The 14,123-nt window shown below is 71.3% G+C and carries 19 protein-coding genes; 6 read left to right on the top strand and 13 right to left on the bottom strand.

Annotation, left to right across the window (positions count from 1 at the left end; translation table 11 throughout):
- On the top strand, positions 1-464 hold a 464-nt coding region (locus AC3WLN_RS15680), incomplete at its 5' end, for a DUF2059 domain-containing protein (protein ID WP_492482714.1).
- Between the two features lie 38 nt (positions 465-502).
- On the opposite strand, the gene AC3WLN_RS15685 is transcribed toward AC3WLN_RS15680, so the two are convergent.
- Together AC3WLN_RS15685 and AC3WLN_RS15690 are read right to left on the bottom strand one after the other, a co-directional pair.
- Positions 503-1,876 (bottom strand): PleD family two-component system response regulator, encoded by a 1,374-nt coding sequence (locus AC3WLN_RS15685; RefSeq protein WP_492482716.1) that lies wholly within the window; start codon positions 1,874-1,876, stop codon positions 503-505.
- Positions 1,877-1,936: 60 nt separating this feature from the next.
- Positions 1,937-2,317, bottom strand: a complete 381-nt coding sequence (locus tag AC3WLN_RS15690; protein WP_492482718.1) for a response regulator — start codon at positions 2,315-2,317, stop codon at positions 1,937-1,939.
- A 75-nt stretch (positions 2,318-2,392) separates the two neighbouring features.
- On the opposite strand from AC3WLN_RS15690, the gene AC3WLN_RS15695 reads away from it, so the two are divergent.
- Both AC3WLN_RS15695 and AC3WLN_RS15700 read left to right on the top strand, forming a co-directional pair.
- Complete coding sequence (locus AC3WLN_RS15695) at positions 2,393-2,695, top strand: DUF3572 domain-containing protein (RefSeq protein WP_492482720.1); 303 nt, start codon at positions 2,393-2,395, stop codon at positions 2,693-2,695.
- Positions 2,696-2,854: 159 nt separating this feature from the next.
- A complete protein-coding gene (locus AC3WLN_RS15700; RefSeq protein WP_492482722.1) occupies positions 2,855-3,262 on the top strand; it encodes a DoxX family protein in 408 nt (135 codons plus the stop codon).
- Between the two features lie 6 nt (positions 3,263-3,268).
- Here AC3WLN_RS15700 and AC3WLN_RS15705 read toward each other — a convergent pair whose 3' ends face one another.
- Entirely contained in the window at positions 3,269-3,928 is a 660-nt protein-coding gene (locus tag AC3WLN_RS15705; RefSeq protein ID WP_492482724.1) for a class I SAM-dependent methyltransferase, read from the bottom strand.
- Positions 3,929-3,939: 11 nt separating this feature from the next.
- Entirely contained in the window at positions 3,940-4,542 is a 603-nt protein-coding gene (locus tag AC3WLN_RS15710; RefSeq protein WP_492482726.1) for a hypothetical protein, read from the bottom strand.
- A gap of 88 nt (positions 4,543-4,630) precedes the next feature.
- Here AC3WLN_RS15710 and AC3WLN_RS15715 point away from each other — a divergent pair, with 88 nt between their 5' ends.
- The 3 genes from AC3WLN_RS15715 (at position 4,631) to AC3WLN_RS15725 (ending at position 8,528) form a co-directional block, all read left to right on the top strand.
- Positions 4,631-5,821: a DNA topoisomerase IB gene (locus tag AC3WLN_RS15715; protein WP_492482727.1), complete on the top strand. Its 1,191-nt coding sequence runs from the start codon at positions 4,631-4,633 to the stop codon at positions 5,819-5,821.
- 169 nt (positions 5,822-5,990) lie between these two features.
- Entirely contained in the window at positions 5,991-6,998 is a 1,008-nt protein-coding gene (locus AC3WLN_RS15720) for an SDR family oxidoreductase (protein ID WP_492482729.1), read from the top strand.
- A 120-nt stretch (positions 6,999-7,118) separates the two neighbouring features.
- The gene (locus AC3WLN_RS15725; RefSeq protein WP_492482731.1) at positions 7,119-8,528 is read left to right on the top strand and encodes a cytochrome ubiquinol oxidase subunit I; all 1,410 of its coding nucleotides are present in this window, start codon (positions 7,119-7,121) and stop codon (positions 8,526-8,528) included.
- 61 nt (positions 8,529-8,589) lie between these two features.
- Here AC3WLN_RS15725 and AC3WLN_RS15730 read toward each other — a convergent pair whose 3' ends face one another.
- From AC3WLN_RS15730 to crcB, 9 genes are all read right to left on the bottom strand, one after another.
- Positions 8,590-9,264: a helix-turn-helix transcriptional regulator gene (locus AC3WLN_RS15730; RefSeq protein WP_492482733.1), complete on the bottom strand. Its 675-nt coding sequence runs from the start codon at positions 9,262-9,264 to the stop codon at positions 8,590-8,592.
- A 296-nt stretch (positions 9,265-9,560) separates the two neighbouring features.
- A complete protein-coding gene (locus AC3WLN_RS15735; RefSeq protein ID WP_492482735.1) occupies positions 9,561-10,457 on the bottom strand; it encodes a diguanylate cyclase domain-containing protein in 897 nt (298 codons plus the stop codon).
- Between the two features lie 105 nt (positions 10,458-10,562).
- On the bottom strand, positions 10,563-11,102 hold the full coding sequence (locus AC3WLN_RS15740) for a hypothetical protein (RefSeq protein ID WP_492482737.1): 540 nt from the start codon (positions 11,100-11,102) through the stop codon (positions 10,563-10,565).
- A gap of 409 nt (positions 11,103-11,511) precedes the next feature.
- Positions 11,512-11,781, bottom strand: coding sequence for a hypothetical protein (locus tag AC3WLN_RS15745; protein WP_492482739.1), 270 nt, complete (start codon positions 11,779-11,781; stop codon positions 11,512-11,514).
- Positions 11,782-11,960: 179 nt separating this feature from the next.
- The gene (locus AC3WLN_RS15750; RefSeq protein ID WP_463772435.1) at positions 11,961-12,119 is read right to left on the bottom strand and encodes a hypothetical protein; all 159 of its coding nucleotides are present in this window, start codon (positions 12,117-12,119) and stop codon (positions 11,961-11,963) included.
- A 110-nt stretch (positions 12,120-12,229) separates the two neighbouring features.
- The gene (locus tag AC3WLN_RS15755; RefSeq protein WP_492482741.1) at positions 12,230-12,577 is read right to left on the bottom strand and encodes a hypothetical protein; all 348 of its coding nucleotides are present in this window, start codon (positions 12,575-12,577) and stop codon (positions 12,230-12,232) included.
- Positions 12,574-12,801, bottom strand: coding sequence for a hypothetical protein (locus AC3WLN_RS15760; RefSeq protein WP_492482743.1), 228 nt, complete (start codon positions 12,799-12,801; stop codon positions 12,574-12,576). The genes AC3WLN_RS15755 and AC3WLN_RS15760 overlap by 4 nt, the downstream gene beginning before the upstream one ends.
- A 207-nt stretch (positions 12,802-13,008) precedes the next feature.
- Positions 13,009-13,446: an EamA family transporter gene (locus AC3WLN_RS15765; RefSeq protein WP_492482776.1), complete on the bottom strand. Its 438-nt coding sequence runs from the start codon at positions 13,444-13,446 to the stop codon at positions 13,009-13,011.
- A gap of 22 nt (positions 13,447-13,468) precedes the next feature.
- Entirely contained in the window at positions 13,469-13,837 is a 369-nt protein-coding gene (gene crcB, locus AC3WLN_RS15770; RefSeq protein ID WP_463772425.1) for a fluoride efflux transporter CrcB, read from the bottom strand.
- Between the last annotated feature and the right edge of the window lie 286 nt (positions 13,838-14,123).

Consider the following 14,123-nt stretch of genomic DNA (forward strand, 5'->3'; position numbering starts at 1 on the left):
CCCCCGCGCCGGCCCCGAGCACCCCCGCCGCGCAGAGTCCGGCCTATTCGGCCAACCACCTCGCCCTCGCCCGCGAGGTCATGCTGAATTCCGGCATCGCCCGGTCGTTCGACTCGATCATCCCCGCCTTCAGCGACCGCATCCGCCAGGGCGCCGTCACCCGGCCCGAGATCACCAAGGACCTCGACACGGTCCTGACCTCCCTGGAGCCCGAGATGGAGCTGCAGAAGCAGGCGATGATCGAGACCGCGGCCCGGATCTACGCCTCGCGCCTGTCCGAGGCCGAGCTGAACGAGATCGCGACCTTCTTCCGCTCGCCCGCCGGCAAGCGCTACGTCGAGACCCAGCCGCAGGTGCTCGACGAGATGGTCCAGGCGATGCAGACCTGGACCCAGGACGTCTCGGAATACATCATGGTCCGCGTGCGCGCCGAGATGGCCAAGAAGGGCCACCAGCTGCAGTAGCGGCCCCGCCGCCGGCGGCCCTGCCTCCGGCCGGGCTCTCAGGCCGCCGCCGCCTCGACCCGGTTCCGGCCGGTGCTCTTGGCCCGGTACAGGGCGAGGTCGGCGCGCTTGAGCATGTCGGCCGGCCCGGCATCCTCGGCCCGGCGCCAGGCCACGCCGATGGAGACGGTCACCGGCACCGTGCGGGTGTCGCGCTGGATCGCGAACGGCACCGCCTCGATGCGCTCGCGGATGCGCTCGGCGATGGCGTAGGCGCCCTCGGCCTCGGCATCCGGCAGGATGATGACGATCTCCTCGCCGCCGTAGCGGGCCACGATGTCGATGCCGCGCGTATGGGTACGGATGCGCTCCGCGAAGGCCTTGAGCACCTCGTCGCCGGCCTCGTGGCCGTAGGTGTCGTTGATCGCCTTGAAGCGGTCGATGTCGAGCATCAGCGCCGCCACCGGGCGGTTGCGCAGGGCCGCCTCGCCGAACAGGGCGCCGAGATGGCTGTCGAGGTAGCGCCGGTTGTGCAGCCCCGTCAGCCCGTCGGTGACGGCGAGCTCCATCGAGGCCTGGACGGCGCCGCGCAGGGCCTCCGAGAAGCGGCGGCGGCGCACCTGCGTGCGCACCCGGGCCACGAGCTCGTTCCGGTCCACCGGCCGCATCAGGTAGTCGTGCACGCCGAATTCGAGGCCCCGGATCACCCGGGCGCGGTCGTGCTCCTCGGCGATCATCATCACGGGCATCAGGCGGGTGCGGTCGAGGGAGCGCAGCTGGCTGCACAGGCGCAGGCCGTCGAAGCCCTGGATGTCGAGGCTGACCAGGGCGAGGTCGAAGCTGCCCTCGGCGGCCAGCACCAGGGCCTTGTGCGGGTCCGCCTCCACCATCAGCGTGTGGTGCTGGCCCAGCGCCGCCGCGAGGCGGTCGGCCGAGCCGGGGCGGTCCTCCACGAGGAGGATCGAGGCATCGAGGCCGGTCTCGGCCGCCGCGAGGGCCAGGGGGTCGCCGATGCCGAAATCCCGCGAGGCCACGGCACGGGAGCGCAGCTCGTCCGTCACCGCCTTCAGGCGCACCAGGCTGCGCACGCGGGCGAACAGGGCGGTGTCGTCGATGGGCTTCGTCAGGAAGTCGTCGGCGCCCGCATCGAGGCCGCGCAGGCGGTCGGAGGGCTGGTCGAGGGCGGTGACCATCACCACCGGCAGGTGGGCCGTGTTGGGGTTGCTCTTGAGCCGGCGGCAGACCTCGAACCCGTCCATGCCGGGCATCATCACGTCGAGGAGGACGAGGTCGCAGAGGCCCTTCTCGCAGATCGTCAGTGCGTCGGGGCCGTTCATCGCCGCCAGAACGTCGAAGTATTCCATGGAGAGCTTCGTCTCCAGGAGCTTCACGTTCGGAAAGAGATCATCGACGATCAGGATTCGGGCCGACATCGGTTCTCGCACAGGGTCGTACTACGGGCCATCGGGAAGGCGATGAGCGAGGCGGGCGGGTCAGGCTGTCCTGGCGTCGCCGAGATACTGGCGCACGGTGGCGAGGAACTTCGCCACCGAGATCGGTTTCGACAGGTAGGCCTCGCAGCCGCCCTCGCGGATGCGTTCCTCGTCGCCCTTCATGGCGAAGGCCGTGATCGCGATCACCGGGATGGCCTTGAGGTCGTCGTCCTCCTTGAGCCACTTCGTGACCTCGAGGCCGGAGACCTCCGGAAGCTGGATGTCCATGAGGATCAGGTCGGGGCGGTGGGTCCGGGCGAGCTCGATCGCCTCGATGCCGTTGGCCGTCTTGAGCGTCGCGTAGCCATGGCCCTCCAACAGATCGTTGAAGAGCTTCATATTGAGTTCGTTGTCCTCAACGATGAGCACGGTCTTCTTCATGGCCCGTTGTTCCCGGTGCGTGGACGGCCCATTGTCGTTCGACGCATGCCCCGCCTCAGGAGATTTAGCGGATACATGTTGACGAAACGCAAACCCACTGGCGGAGACGATTCCGCCGAGGGCGTGGCCCTGGCGGCGCTCGCCTGGATGGCCACCGACGACGAGCGCCTCTTCGCCTTCCTCAACGCCACCGGGGCGACGCCCGAGACCCTGCGGGCCAGCGCGCAGGACCCCGGCTTCCTGGCGGGCATCCTCGATCATATCATGAGTGACGAGACCACGCTGCTGGCCTGCGCCGAGGCCCTCGACACCAAGCCGGAGCGCATCGCCGCCGCTTGGCGCCGCCTCGGCCCGCCGGACTTCGACGACGGGATGTGACGGGACCCGCAACGGGATTTGCAACGGGACCTGCGGCGGCGCGCGATATCCCCGCGCCGTTGCCCGTGGAGGCTCGCCCCGTCCGGTGCCGCGCGGTATGGCTCGGCGGGATCGCGCGGGCGCCGTCCGCGCGCCCGTCCCGCCGGAGACCCATCGCCCATGTCCCTCGCCAGCCTCTCGACGACCTGGGCCCCGCGCCTCCTCAGCGTCCTGCGCATCGTGGCCGGCCTGCTCTTCCTCGAGCACGGCACCCAGAAGCTGTTCGGCTTTCCCGTGCGGATGGGCGGCGGGGCCGGCCCCGCGATGCTGTCGCTGCTGTGGTTCGCCGCCATCCTGGAGACCCTGGGCGGCGCGCTGATCATCCTCGGCCTGTTCACCCGGCCGGTGGCGTTCCTGCTCTCCGGCCAGATGGCCTTCGCGTACTTCATCGCCCACCACCCCAAGAGCCCGTTCCCGGCGCTCAACGGGGGCGATGCCGCGATCCTGTTCTGCTTCGTCTTCCTCTACCTCGCCGCCGCCGGCGCCGGTCCCTGGAGCCTCGACGCGCAGCGCCGCGGCCGGTTCTGAGCCGGCTCAGATACGGAATCGCCAGACGCTGCTGCGCTTGATCTCGGCATCCTCCAGGGAGCGGCTCACCGGCACCGCGTAGGTGGCGAGTTCGGTGAGCCGGTCGCGGGGCAGGTAGGAGCGGCCGGGATCGCCCACCAGCACGGTGGCGCCGCGGGCATGCAGGCCGGAGAGCCAGCCGGTGACGCGGGCCGCGAGGTCCCGCTCGTAGAAGATGTCGGCGGCCAGCACCACGGCCGAGCCGGGATCGGAGCCGATGAGGTCCCGCGACACCGCCTCGATCCGCTCCGCGACGCCGTTGGCCGCCGCGTTGAGGCCGATGGCCGGGATCGCGAAGGGATCGAGGTCGCTGGCCGTGATGTGGACCGCGCCGGCCCGCGCCGCCGCGATGGCGACGAGGCCCGAGCCCGAGGCGAAGTCGAGCACCCGGCGCCCCGCCACGAGACCGGGATTGTCGAGGACGTAGCGGGCGAGCGCCTGCCCGCCGGCCCAGGCGAAGGCCCAGAACGGCGGCGGCAGGCCGATCGCCGACAATTCGTCCTCGGTCTTCTGCCAGAGCTCGGTGGCCTCGTCGGCCACGTGCAGGACGATCTCGGGCGCGTGCGGCACCGGGCGCAGCCGGGTGTTGGCCCGGATGAAGGCGAGGGGATCGGCGGAAGGCGTCATGGTTTTCGCGCTCATGCCCGGCCGAACTCGCCGTAGAGCGTCGCGGCGGCGGCTCCGAGCCCGTCCGCATCCACGAGCGCCAGCGCCGTATCGGCCGGGTCGAGGCCGAGGGCGGCAGCATCGGCCGCGGTCTCGCAGAGGTATCGGGTGGCCCGGGTGGCGAGGGGCCCCCGCAGGGCCTGGCGCAGGCCGAAGCGCGTCAGGCGCCCGGCGGCATCGGTGCGGGCGCCCAGCGCCGCGAGGTCGTCGGGCTGGTAGATCCGCGCCGCGATGCCCGACATCGCCGCCGCCGTGCCGCCGACCACGATCGCCCGCAGGCCGATGGCATGCAGGAGGTCGGCCTCCAGGGCCTTGAGAATGCCGGCGAGTTGCCCCGCCCCGTAGCCCGCCGCCATCGGGTTGATGCGCGAGGTCCCGAGCGCGAAGGGCACGACCCGGGCGCCCGCCGCCTCGATCGCCCCGCGATGCGCATCCACCCGCGTCACCACCGTGGCGGCCAGCCCGGCGGCCCGGGCCGTCGCGACCAGGGGGAGGAAGCGGGCCGCGAAGCCCGCATCGTCGGGGGCGAGGAGGACGAGGCGGCGGGGCGCGCCGCCGGGAGCGGGGTTATCCATCGGACCGGATGTAGCACGCCCCGCCCGGAACAGCGCATGGCGCGGCCCCGTTGACGGCCAACGAGTCATCACAGGGACGGGAGCCAGCATGGCCACGGCGCGCGACGAAGAAGGCACGGTCGCCGACCCGCGCGACGCCGCCGAGGAGGCGGGCCTGCGCTACGTGGACGACGCCATGCCGGGGCTGACGCGCCGGAAGAGCGGGACGGGCTTCGCCTATCGCGACGCCCGGGGCCAGCCGGTGCGGGACGCAAAGACCCTGGCGCGCATCCGCTCCCTGGCGATCCCGCCGGCCTATACCGACGTCTGGATCTGCCCCCGGGCCAACGGCCACATCCAGGCGACAGGCCGCGACGCCAAGGGGCGCAAGCAGTACCGCTACCACCCGGATTTCCGCGCCGCCCGCGACCTCACCAAGTTCGAGCACGTCATGGCCTTCGCCGACGCGCTCCCGGCGATCCGCGCCCGCGTGGATGCGGACATGAGCCGGCGCGACCTTCCCCGTGAAAAGGTGCTGGCCACCGTGGTCCACCTCCTGGAGACCACGCTGATCCGCGTCGGCAACGACGATTACGCCCGCACCAACAAGAGCTTCGGCCTCACCACCCTGCGCGACCGGCACGCCCGGATCGAAGGCTCGGAGCTTACCTTCCGGTTCAAGGGCAAGAGCGGCAAGACCTGGGATCTCGGCCTCAAGGACCGGCGCGTCGCCCGCATCGTCAAGGCCTGCCAGGACCTGCCGGGCCAGGAGCTGTTCCAGTACCGCGACGCCGACGGCACCGTGCGCGACGTGACCTCGGCGGACGTCAACGCCTACCTGCGCGAGATCACCGGCCAGGACATCACGGCAAAAGATTTCCGGACCTGGGCCGGCACGGTGCTGGCGGCCCTGGCGCTGCAGGAATTCGAGGCCTTCGACAGCGAGGCCAAGGCCAAGAAGAACCTGCGCGCGGCCATCGAGGGCGTCGCCGCGCGGCTCGGCAACACGCCGACCATCTGCCGCAAGTGCTACATCCACCCCCAGGTGCTCGACTGCTACCTCGAGGGCGCCCTCCTGCTGCAGATCAAGGACGCGGTGGAGGACGAGCTACGCGCGGATCTCCAGGGGCTCAAGCCCGAGGAGGCCGCCGTGCTCGGCCTGCTCCAGGCGCGCCTCGCCGGTGTGAAGGACGGCAAGGGCCGGGATCTGTCGAATGCCGGGGCGGCCAGGAAGGCCGGGACGGCGGCGCGCAAGCGGAGCGCGAAGGCATCGGAATCCCGGCAGGGTCAGGCCGCCTGAGTCGCAGCTCCGGCCCGCCTCGGTTCAGCGCGGAAAGGCCCCTCCCCCCCTTTGCGGGGGAGGGTTTTCGCTGAGCCTCGTCCCCCGTGTCGTTTGGGCACGCATCCCCGCCGGCACCAGGTCGCCCCCGAACCCGTTGGCGCCAGGCGCTCACCGAGGATGAAACATCATGAAGGTCGCGGTCGTCACCGGGGGAACCGCCGGAATCGGGCTCGCCACCGCCCATCTCTTCGCCCGGCGGGGCTGGGCCGTGGCGGTCATCGCCCGCGACGCCGGCCGCCTGCGCGACACGGAGGCCGCCCTGATCGCCTATGGCCGTCCCGTCCTGGCGATCTCGGCCGACGTGGCGGACGCCGAGGCGATCGATGCCGCCGCCGCGCGGATCGAGCGCGAGTTCGGGCCGATCCGGGCCTGGGTCAACAACGCCATGGCGACCATCGTCAACCCGGCCGACCGGATCACGCCCGCGGAGTACCGGCGCGTCACCGAGACGACCTACCTGAGTCAGGTCTACGGCACGCTGGCGGCCCTGCGCCACATGAAGCCGCGCAACCGCGGCGCCATCATCCAGGTCTCGTCCGGCCTCGGCATCCGCGCCGCCCCGCTCCAGGCGCCCTATTGCGCGGCGAAGTTCGCGGTCTCGGGCTTCACCGACGCCCTGCGCTCCGAGCTGATCCACGACCGCGTGGACGTCTCCCTGAGCGTGGTCTACCTGCCGGCCGTCAACACCCCGCAATTCGACTGGGCCCGCAACCGCACCGGCCACGGCCAGTACGCCCCCGACCCGGTCTACGATCCGCGCCTCTGCGCCGAGGCCATCGTCGCCACCGCCGAGAAGCCGAGCCGCGAGGTCTGGGTCGGGCACAGCACGGTGATGATGGCCGCCGCCCAGGCCCTGATGCCGGGCTACGCCGATTCCAAGGCCGCCACGATGTGGTCGGCCCAGCTCACCGACGCACCCGCCCCCGACAAGGCCGGCAACCTGTTCGCGCCGATCCCGGGCGATGTCGGCATCGACGGGCGCTTCTCGGACCGGACCAGGTCGACGCGCCGCGCCTACTGGACCAGCCGCGACCGCGACCTCCTGGTGGCCGGCCTGACGGGGGTGGTGGCGCTAGGCCTGTTCGGGGTGGCGACCCTGGCCCGCGCGCCGCGCCGCCTGCTGCCGCGGCTCTGACGCCCCGGGGGCCGGTGCGACCCCATCGCGATTCGCGAACCGGATGCAGCTCCGGCGTCTTCACGCTATAGCCGTTCCAGGGTTTCCCGATTCCGGGTCCCGTATCGGACGAGGTTCGCCATGGACGTCGACGCGCTTCTGCTTTCGCGCATCCAGTTCGGCTTCACCATGGCGTTCCACATCATCTTCCCGGCCTTCACCATCGGGCTGGCGAGCTTCCTCGCCCGGCTGGAGGCGCAGTGGCTCTGGACCGGGAACCCGATGTACCGGAACCTGTACCGGTTCTGGGTGAAGGTCTTCGCGGTCTCCTTCGGCCTCGGCGTCGTCTCCGGCATCGTGATGAGCTACCAGCTCGGCACCAACTGGTCGCGCTATTCCGACTTCACCGGCAACGTGCTCGGGCCGCTGATCCAGTACGAGGTCATCACGGCCTTCTTCCTCGAGGCGGGCTTCCTCGGGATCATGCTGTTCGGCTGGGACCGGGTCGGCGACCGCCTGCACTTCGTCTCGACCTGCATGGTGGCGATCGGCACCCTGATCTCGGCCTTCTGGATCCTGTCGGCCAATTCCTGGATGCAGACGCCGGACGGCTTCGTGGTCGAGAACGGCCGGGCCATCGCCACCGACTGGTGGAAGGTGATCTTCAACCCGTCCTTCCCGATCCGCTACGCCCACATGGTGCTGGGCTGCTTCCTCACCACGGCCTTCGCGGTGGCGGGCATGTCGGCCTGGATGATCCTGCGGGCGCGCAAGGAGCCGGCCGAGAAGGTGGCGGGCGCCCGGCTCTCGCTCTCCATGGCGCTCTGGTTCGCGGTGATCTTCACGCCGATCCAGATCTTCGTCGGCGACACCCACGGCCTCGCCGTGCTCAAGCTGCAGCCGACCAAGCTCGCGGCGATCGAGGCGAACTGGGACCGGCAGGACAACATGCCCCTGCTGCTCTTCGCGATCCCCAACATGGCGGCGGAGAAGAACGACTTCGAGATCGGCATCCCGCGGCTGGGCAGCTTCATCCTCACCCACGACTTCTCGGGTGTGGTGCCGGGCCTGAAGGACGTGCCGCGCGACCAGCGCCCGCCGGTCTGGCCGGTGTTCTATTCGTTCCGCATCATGGTCGCGATCGGCATGGCGATGCTGGGCCTGAGCCTGTGGAGCCTGTATCTCCGCTGGCGCGGCACGCTCTACACGAACCGCTGGTTCCTCAACGCGGCGATGCTGATGACGCCGTCCGGCTTCGGCGCCGTCCTGTTCGGCTGGTTCACCGCCGAGATCGGGCGCCAGCCCTACATCGTCTACGGGCAGCTGCGCACGGCGGACGCCCACTCGCCGCTCACGGTCAACGCCGTGACGACCTCGCTGGTGGCGTTTCTGATCGCCTACGCGTTCATCTTCGGCTTCGGCAGCTACTATCTCGCCAAGCTCCTGCGCAAGGGCCCGGAGCCGCTGGAGGAGGCCATGCGCGGCGGCGACGTGGCGCAGAAGCCCAAGCGTCCCCTGTCCGCGGTCAACGAAGGCCTGAATCCCGCCTGACGGGTCCCGACATCCACTCGCCCCGTCCTGGTGCCCCACCCGCGGGGCGACGCGGCCCGGCTCAGAGCCGGGCCAGGGACTCGCTCGGGTGGTGTCCGCGGCCGCGGTCGGCGCCCTGCACCCGGACCGGGCCGGCATCGACCACGGGGGCGAGACCGAGATGGCGGGCCAGGGCGACGAGGTCCTTCAGACGCCCGGTCTGGGTCTTGCGGCGCAGGTTCAGGCGGTGGGTCTCCACGGTGCGCACGCTGAGGTTCAGGCGGCGCGCCACCTCCTTGTTGCTGAAGCCGGCGCTGAGGAAGCGCAGGATCTCGGCCTCCCGGGGCGTCAGGCCGTCGGCGACCGGCACGACGGCCGGCGCGTCCCAGGCCGCCTCGGCCGCGCCCGCCGCAAGGGCCAGGAGGGCCGTGCACATGGCGCGCGCCGGCGCCGAGCGGGCGATGAAGGCGTCGGCCCCGGCCTCGATCAGGCGGGTCACGAGATCGGCCCGCAGCACCTCGAAGCCGACCAGGACGCCGAGGCCCGGCGCCCGCCCCTTCAGGGCCGCGATCCGCTGGTCGAGGTCGGGCTCGGGCTCCGCTCCGACGAAGATCAGGGCGACCTTGCGGTCCGGCCCGTGCGGAAGCTCCGCCTCGCTCAGGGTGTGCAGGCGCGGCTCGTGCTCGATGACGGCGCGAAAGGCGGATTCGGGCCCGAGCGGCTCGCCGACGATCAATACTCCCACGGCGTCATGCATGCCGCTGAACTCCCCACTGTCCCACCGCGACACACCGCAGCGTTTCTTCCGGGGATCAGATCAAGTTCCGTTCCAGGGCTTTACTCGGCGGGACTCCAGCACATCGCCCGCAGGTCGCGGACAAGACTCGGGCTGGATTCGACCGCGATTCCCCGAAGACTGGGAATCCGGCAGGGTTAATTCGGCAGAACCTTGGTAAACGCCCGCGGCCGGTCGACCGGGCCCGCCGCGGCGGCGTTCCGCAACGGCACAGGGGCGCCGCCGGAGCGATCCCCGATTCGAGACAGGGTCGCGGCTCAGCCGGCCCGGGCCAGGACGAGGTCGGAGGCGGCGCTGACGACGCGGTTGCGGCCGGTGGTCTTGGCCTCGTAGAGGGCGATGTCGGCCCGCTTGATCAGCCCCTCGATGGTGTCGCCCTCGGTCCACTCGCTGACGCCGAAGCTGCAGGTCAGCCGGATCGGCACCCGGCCGCCGCGGATGCGCAGGGCCTCCATCGCGCGGCGCAGGCGGGTCGCCTGAACCTCGGCGTCGCTGCCGGAGCGGTGGGGCAGGATGATGCCGAACTCCTCGCCGCCGAGGCGTCCGACGATGCCGTCCACCGCCAGTTCGCGGCACACGGCCTGGATGGCCGCGTCGCCGACATCGTGCCCGTACTCGTCGTTGATGCGCTTGAAATGATCGATGTCGAGGAGGATGGCCGACATCCTGCCGTGGTCGCCCACGCGCTCGGCGGCGTCGCGCGACTTCTGGAGGAAGGCGCGCCGGTTGAGGAGCCCCGTCAGGGAATCCGTGTCGGCGAGGCGGATCAGCTCGCTCTGCATCGTGGTGAGGCGCTCGGCGGCCCGCAGGCGGGCATGCAGTTCCTCCGGTCCCGGCGGCTTCTCGATGAAGTCGTCGGCGCCGCTGTCGAGGGCCTCGGCGAGGTTCCGGGCGTTCCGGGCCGACGACATGGTGATGATGTAGAGGGGGCGGTTGGCCTCCGCCAGCAGGCGGGCGGACCAGCACAGCTCCAGGCCGCCGAGGGGCCGGACCTCGAGGCTGGTGATCAGCACCCGGACCGAGGCGGTGTTCTCGACGAAGTCCAGGGCCTCCGTGGAGTCCGTGAAGGCTGAGACGGTGTGGCCGTTGGGTTCGAGGACGGCCGCGATCATCTTGAGGACGACCCGACTGGTGTCGACGAGGACGATATGCATGGCGCGGCCTGATCACCTTCACGGTTCTGGTGATCAGGATGGCACCAATTGATTAATGCTTGCGAAAGCCCGTCCGGGCCGGAACGCCGTCGCGGCGCGAGCGCCTCAGCGGTGGGAGACCCGGACCGGGACGACCCGGGCGCCGCCGCTCATCTCGGCGGGCGGCGCGGCCGGGACGCCGCCGCCCTGCGCCTGGAAGGCCCTGCCGCCGCCCTGGACGCGCGCGTCCCCGGGGGCGGCGGACCAGCGGTCCTGCCGGTTGCGCGTCAGCACCCGGGACCGGCCGGGGGCAGCGGCCCGGGCGACGGAGCGCGGCGCATCGATGACGTAGACCGTCGGCGTGCCGGCGGGCGCGCTGCGGATGCCCGCCAGCGTCGGGATGCCGTAGGTGCCGTAGCCCCAGGCGCCGGGGACGAGTTCACTCGGGCGCGGGACGCGGGTGAGCGGCGCACCGACATAGTCGCCGCGGATCAGCGGGCCGCCGTAGCCGCCCTCGTAACCGGATTCGTAGGACACCGACCGGCCGTAGGTCAGATCCTGGCCCTGCGCCGTGCCGGCGAGGCCGCACAGAATCAGGGAACCGGCGAGGCCGGCCAGACGGAGCGAGACGAGCCCGGAGGGCGACACCTTGGATCGAGTGGTCATGCGACGCCGGACTCCCGCGCTGGCCGATTTCGAGGAGAACCGGCACCGACATCCCGTCGTTCCGGACATCCGGTCCGCCGCCAACGTCGAAGACTGCTTAGGAAGACGGCTTGGCAGGATGGGCCGGGCCAGACCGACCGGGCAAGGGGCTCGGGGACGGTCTCCGCGACGGCGACCGGAGGACCGGGCGCCCCCGTGGCAAGCCCTGCTGGCCCCGGGACACCGTCGTCCCGGATGAGACCCCGTCGCGCGCCAGCCCCGGTTCCCTCCGGTCGACCCCCTGCCTTGCGGCAGCACTTCCAATGAAAAACCCTGCCGCGCGGCAGGAGCCCAACGAAAAACCCTGCCGCGCGGCAGGGTCGGGTCGTCCGGTGGTCGCGGGCGGTGGGTCCGGGCCGCGGCGCCGGCCTCAGCGGCAGGTGGTGACGCGGCGGACGATCCAGCCCTCGCCATCGACCCAGAGGCGCTTGCGCGAGCGGCTGCAATTGACGGCCTCGTCCTCCGATTCGGTGACGGCCGCCACGGGCGTGACGGCGGCGGAGGCGGCGGAGGTCTTGTCCGGACCCGGGTTGGCGACCGGGGCGGCGAGGGCGGCGGGAGCGAGGGCGCCCGTGAAACCGGCGCCCATCAGGAGAACCGTGCCGGCCAGCACGGACACGTGCAGTCGATTCGCTGTCATGAGAAAATTCTCGCTCGCACATCCTCTGGCGGACGTGCCCTCAACATGTCGGGATCATGCGACGGCGTGCGCTGTCGTCTTGGACTGTTAAGTCGCGAGGGGCCGGAAGGGTTGCAGTCAAGGGGCCGGCCGATCAGCAATCCTTGAGCGCGGGGCGCGGTCTTTCGCGCGGTGCCGGATCAGGGCATCGCCGAGACCGCGATCATCGGCAGCGTGACCGCGAGCTGGGTCACGGCCGGGCGCGGCAGCGCGCGGTCGGACAGGACCAGGGCGCCGAGCCCGAGCACGAGGCTGAAGGCGAGGAGACTCGTCTCGATGCCGCGATAGAACCCGTCCATCTCACACTCCCGGCGCGCCGATGCGGGGCCGTCATCCGGCGCGTGCCGCCCTCGTCCGGCCCACGGGCATGGTCGACCCGGGAGTATGAGGGAATCGTAACCGTGCCGCCTCAGGCGCGCCCGAGGGGCGTCATGCGGGCGAGATCGGGCGCGGGCGGCTGCATCAGGGCGGCCGCGAGGTTGGCCTCCAGCACGATGAGGTCGCAATCCGGGTCCGGCTCCCAGCCGCAGCGGCAGCCCTGCGGGCCCTCATGCGCCTGGGCCACCTGGCGGTAGAGGGTGCCCACGACCCGGGCCGCCACCTCCAGCGCCGCCATGGCCGGCAGGGGCGCCCGGTTCAGGCTCTGCCAGAAGGCCAGGCGCAGGGCCTCGTCGAGACGGGCCTCGGGAGAGGGGCCCTCGGCACAGGCCGGGCCCGCCTCGCTCGGGGCGGCGATGCGCGCGTCGCGCCCGCTCATGCCCGGCCTCCCCAGATCCGGCCCGTCGAGGCCCGGCCCTCGAAGGCCGTGCCCGACAGGCGCTCGCGCCAATGGGCCGGGACCAGGGCGGGGTCCGCCTCCGGGACGCCGGCCAGGACGTCGATCAGATCGGTGAAGCGGTGCAGGCGCAGGTCGAGGGCCGAGCCGTCCCACCAGGCGATCCGCGCCGTGCCGCGCAGCCAGTCCAGCGTGCGTTCCATCATCCGCTCTCCTCTTGCGATCGACGCCCCGGGAGAGGGTTTGAAAGCTCAACCTCCGCTTGGCAAGCAATTCACGAAACATTGGAATTGATTGAATCTTGATCCGCGCGGTCGCTCTACTGTCTTCGGATTTGGAAACATTCCATGCGTCCGAAAAAGGCCCGTACCGGTCGATGCTTGATCCTGCGACGGGGCGGCGCCGTACGGGTCTCAACCCCGATAGGCCACCAGGACGGCCCCGGCCGCGATGAGGGCGACGCCGATCCAGTTCGGCAGGGAGAGGCTCTCGCCGAGCAGAATCACCCCGAGGATCGCCACCAGGACGACGCTGAGCTTGTCGAGGGGCGCCACCCGCGCCGCGTCCCCGAGGGCGAGGGCCCGGAAGTAGCAGAGCCAGGAGGCGCCGGTGGCGAGGCCCGAGGCCACCAGGAAGCCGACGCTGCGGCCCGGGATGGCCGCGAGGCCGGGCGCCTGCCCGGTGCCGAGCAGGATCGCGCCCGTGAGGGCGAGGATCACCACGGTGCGCACGAAGGTCGCGACGTCGGGGGCCACGCCGGTGACGCCCACCTTCGCCAGGATGGCGGTGAGCGCGGCGAACAGGGCCGAGAGCAGGGCCCAGAACCGCCAGGATTGCAGCAGCGCGCTCAGCATCGCGGCGCTCCGGTCGCGCTCACAGGATCATCCGCATGACCATCAGGCCGAGGAGCAGGCCGGCGAGGCCCAGTACCACCGAGCCCAGGATGTAGATGATGGCGGCGGCCACCTCGCCGCGCTCCAGGAGGAGGATGCCGTCGAGGGCATAGGACGAGAAGGTGGTGAAGCCCCCGAGCACGCCGGTGGCGAGGAACAGCCGCATCGGCTGGCTGCCGCTGCGCATGGCGTACCAGCCCGCCAGCACCCCCATCAGGATCGAGCCGAGGATGTTGATGCCCATGGTGCCGTAGGGAAAGGACGTGCCGAAGCGCAGGGCGGCGAGCCCGACGCCGTGGCGGGCCATGCCGCCCAGGCCGGCCCCGAGAAAGACGATGAGAAACCCCATTGCGGGTACGATCCCCCTGCAGCCGGCCGCCGGCTTGGCCCAATGTTCACGATACGCAGAAAATCCCACGCGGTTCGCCGCCCGGGCCGGGCTTGCCCCCGAGGTCCACAGGGCACGGCCCGCATTTCGCGCGCCGGCGCGCCGATCCGCCGGGGGCGGCGCCCGGCCGGGCCCCGTCGTCGGCGCCCTGCGGACGCCCGCGCCGGGGGGCTCACCCGGCGGGGACGCAGTTTTTTCCACACGATGTGCCGCGGTTTATCTCGGATTAACCAAGTTGAGGCTGAAT

This window comes from Methylobacterium sp. FW306-05-D (assembly GCF_058782155.1).